Here is a 3,821-nt window from a genome sequence, read left to right on the forward strand (position 1 = left end):
GGCGCAGCCCCTGCAGATCGCGGGTCACCCCGTCGATCGCCCGGTGCACGGCCCGCAGCATCTCCCGTGCGGTGCGGGCCCCCGCTTCGCGATGATCGCGAGTCAGCGTGGAGGCTGACGTCAGCCGATGATCTGGATGTTCTCGGCCTGCGGGCCCTTCTGGCCCTGCGTGACGTCGAACTCGACCTTCTGACCCTCGAGCAGCTCGCGGAAGCCCTGGGCGACGATGTTCGAGTAGTGGGCGAACACGTCAGCGCCGCCGCCCTCCTGCTCGATGAAGCCGAAGCCCTTTTCCGCGTTGAACCACTTCACGGTGCCAGTAGCCATGAGAAATCTCCTTCGAGAGACTGTGCGAAGTCTGCACCATGCAGACATTCGAGTCGCCGCGATGAGAACCCGCCGGAAAGAGCCGGTAAAACAAAAAATGCGCCCGCAACAATAAGCAGGCGCACACAAAGTTCATGGGAACCACAACTGCAACTAAGAAGAGCTTAGCAGACTCCGGCCCGCCGGCGCGGATTTTCACTCGTCTATTTTTTTTCCCGCCCTCCCGGGCGCGACCGTCTCGCCCCGAAAGCGACAGCAACGATCGATTCCCGCACCGGAGTTGGCGACAGCGGACCCTGCGCCGCCCCGGTCATGATTTTTTCGCCACGCCCAGGAGGCGAGTCGCCCCGGGGACACCCGGCAACGGATTCACACCCTCCGGAACGGCCCGTTCCGTCGATTTTCGGAGCATACTGACCGGGATGAGGAAAACACCGGCAGTCCGACGCCCCCTGCCCACCAGCCCCTTCAAACCCCGGCCCGACGCACCGCCCAAGCTATTCGCGGTGGGCGACCGCGTGAGCCACGACAAGTATGGTCTCGGCCGCGTCCTCGCGGTGGAGGACGGAGCCTACGCGGCCGTCCTCGTCGACTTCGGCACCCGACAGGAGCGGATCGCCCCACCGTACGCCGCCTTGTTCACACTCTGACCGGCACACCCGCGGCCCTACCGTCACCGCTCCGGGGCGCATGCCGGAGCCCGATCGGCCGCTCACCTGGGTCCGGCCACCCGGCCGGACGCCAGGCGTTTCGTGATGCGTCGACGCGCCCGGCCCGCAGCCCGGTTCCGCACCACGCCCGGGCCACGCCCGCGCCCTGTCCGCACCGCGCCCGCACCCGCGCCCGCACCCGTGAGGCGGCCACCCGGCGGCCCCGGCCACCCGCACGGCCCCGCGGACGGCTTCGGATTTTGGACTAGACCAATACCGATCCGGTCAACTCCTCCACGCCCCGTCCACGCGCCCTCCCCTCCCCCGTAGCGTGTCCACGCCTCGCACAGCGCGAGGACACCGTCCGGGGAGATCTCCATGAACTCGCTTACGGGTACGGCTCGTTGGACCACCGCCCTCGCGGCATCAGTCACGCTCCTGTGCGCCGTGCCGGCCCGCGCCACGGCCGGCACCGCCGACACCGCCGTCGGCTGGCGGGCGCTCGGCATCGCCGTCAGCTCCGACGGCAACCGCGCCTACGTCGTCGCCGAGGACCACGTCGGCACCGGCTACCCCACCCTCCTGCGCACCGTCGACACCCGCACCCGCACGGTCGTGGCGCAGACCCTGCTCAGCCAGGACGGCACCGCCGGCCGGCCCGCCCTCAGCCCCGACGGCAACCGGATCTACGTCCTCGCCGCCGAGCAGCTGCTGGTCGTCGACCTCGCCACGAACACCGTGCTGTCCCGCACGCCCGTCGACCGCCCGCGCGCGCTCGCCGTCAGCGCCGACGGCTCCCGGGTGTTCGTGACCCAGCAGGGCACCGCCGGCCCCGGCCGGGTGCTGGTCTTCGACACCTTCACCCGTTCCTTCACCGGCGCCGTCCCGTTGGGCGACCCCGACGTCGACGGGATCGCCCTCCACAACGGCGGCGCCGACGCCTACGTCGCCACCGGCGCGGGCGTCGTCCACCTCGACCTGACCGCTCCCGTCCCGACCGTCACCCGCACCGTCCAGCCGCTCGCCGCCGCGACCGAGGTCACCGCCTCCCCGGAGGGCACCCGCCTCTACGCCCTCGGCAGCCGGGCCGCCCAGGGCTCCGGCTACGAGCTCGACCCCTTCACCGACACGTCCCGCACCGCCTTCACCCTCGGCGGCCCGGCCACCTCCGCCGACACCCACCTGGTGGCGGTCTCCCCGGACGGCGGCCGCCTGTTCGTCCTCAAGGACGGCTGGAAGCCCTCCGCCACCGTGCTGGCCTACGACACCGCCACCAACACCGCCCTCCCGGCCGCCGACCTCACCGGCTTCGGCCTGGACGGCGTCGGCACCGCCGCCCTCGGCCCCGACGGCCACACCCTCTACCTGGCCGGTCCGCGCGGCGAAAGCAGCTACCTGAAGGCCGTCACCTTCTGACCCGCCCGCCGGGCGGGTGCGCGGCCCCGCGCCACCCCGCGCACCCGCCCGTCCGCGCCCGTCCACGCCCGCCGACGGGTCGGTGGCCCCGTCGGGTGATCCCAGGGCGCGGGTTCCACGGCGGCCCGTCCGCAACTCGCATAGTCGGACTCGTCATACCCGCCGATCGTGGGACGAGCCGACCATGCGATTTGCCTGCCGAGAGATCCTCACAGCCGCCACCGCCCTGCTGCTCTCCCTCACCGGCTGCGGGTCGCCGCAGGAACGGCAGCCCGCACCGTCGACACCCCGCGATCCGAGCTCCCCGGCCGCGCCCACCCCGGCGGGGCCGCGGGCGTTCACCCTCGTCGCGACCGGGGACGTCCTGCCGCACACGGAGATCATCCAGCAGGCCAGGGAGGACGCCGGGGGCAGCGGTTACGACTTCACCCGGATGCTCGCCGGGGTCAAACCGGTCATCAGCGCCGCCGACCTGGCCATCTGCCACATGGAGACGGTGTACGGCGCCGACGGCGGGCCGTTCACCGGCTACCCGTCGTTCATCTCGCCACCCCAGGTCGCCCAGGCGCTCAAGGACACCGGCTACACCTCCTGCGACACCGCCTCCAACCACACGCTCGACGGCGGCCCGGACGGCATCCGGCGCACGCTCGACGCCATGGACGCCGTCGGCCTGAAGCACACGGGCTCCGCGCGCAGCGCCGACGAGGCGGGCAGCCCCACGACGCTCACGGCGGGCGGCGCCACGGTGGCCCAGCTCGCCTACACCTACGGCACCAACGGCATCCCCCTGCCGAAGGACCGGCCCTGGGCGGTCAACCTCATCGACCGGGAGCGGATCCTCACCGACGCCCGGGCCGCCCGCGAGCGCGGCGCCGACATCGTGGTGGTCAGCCTCCACTGGGGCACCGAGTGGCAGGACACCCCGGACGAGCAGCAGCTCGCGCTCGCCCGCGACCTGGCCGCCGAGCAGAGCCCCGGCCGGCCCGACATCGACCTGGTCCTCGGCACCCACGCCCACATCCCGCAGGCCTACGAGAAGATCAACGACACCTGGACGGTCTACGGCATGGGCGACCAGCTCGCCGGCCACATGTTCAACCCCACCGGCGCGGAGGACCCCCGGGGGAACTGGAGCTCGATCGCCCGCTTCACCTTCTCCCCGCCGCCCGGGCCCGGGCAACGATGGACCGTCACCAAGGCCGAGTTCCTCCCGCAGCTGACCGACCTCGGCCCGCCCTACCGGGTCCTCGACCTGACCGAGGCCCTCCGCCACGCCCCGGACCGCGCCGACTACACCCGGGCCCTCGACCACATCCGGTCGGTCGTCCTGAGCCGCGACGGCGCCTCGGCCGGGCTCACCATGGCCCCCTGAAGGGACGGCGGGTCCGACGGTGACGGCGAAACGACGGCGCCCGCCCCGGAACC

4 protein-coding genes are annotated in these 3,821 nt (G+C 72.3%); 3 read left to right on the forward strand and 1 reads right to left on the reverse strand.

Features of this window, described 5'->3' with window-relative positions; translation table 11 throughout:
- Positions 1–120: 120 nt before the first annotated feature.
- Positions 121–327: a cold-shock protein gene (locus ACFU7Z_RS37540; RefSeq protein WP_380782584.1), complete on the reverse strand. Its 207-nt coding sequence runs from the start codon at positions 325–327 to the stop codon at positions 121–123.
- A gap of 518 nt (positions 328–845) precedes the next feature.
- Between ACFU7Z_RS37540 and ACFU7Z_RS37545 the strand changes: the two genes are divergently transcribed.
- The 3 genes from ACFU7Z_RS37545 to ACFU7Z_RS37555 all read left to right on the forward strand — a co-directional run bounded on the left by ACFU7Z_RS37545 (position 846) and on the right by ACFU7Z_RS37555 (position 3,768).
- Positions 846–977, forward strand: a complete 132-nt coding sequence (locus ACFU7Z_RS37545) for a hypothetical protein (RefSeq protein WP_375875341.1) — start codon at positions 846–848, stop codon at positions 975–977.
- A gap of 378 nt (positions 978–1,355) precedes the next feature.
- Complete coding sequence (locus tag ACFU7Z_RS37550) at positions 1,356–2,393, forward strand: YncE family protein (RefSeq protein ID WP_380782586.1); 1,038 nt, start codon at positions 1,356–1,358, stop codon at positions 2,391–2,393.
- 184 nt (positions 2,394–2,577) lie between these two features.
- A complete protein-coding gene (locus tag ACFU7Z_RS37555; protein WP_380782588.1) occupies positions 2,578–3,768 on the forward strand; it encodes a CapA family protein in 1,191 nt (396 codons plus the stop codon).
- The last annotated feature ends 53 nt before the right edge of the window (positions 3,769–3,821 follow it).

The organism is Kitasatospora sp. NPDC057518 (assembly GCF_042802075.1).
In the GTDB taxonomy this organism is placed as follows: domain Bacteria; phylum Actinomycetota; class Actinomycetes; order Streptomycetales; family Streptomycetaceae; genus Kitasatospora.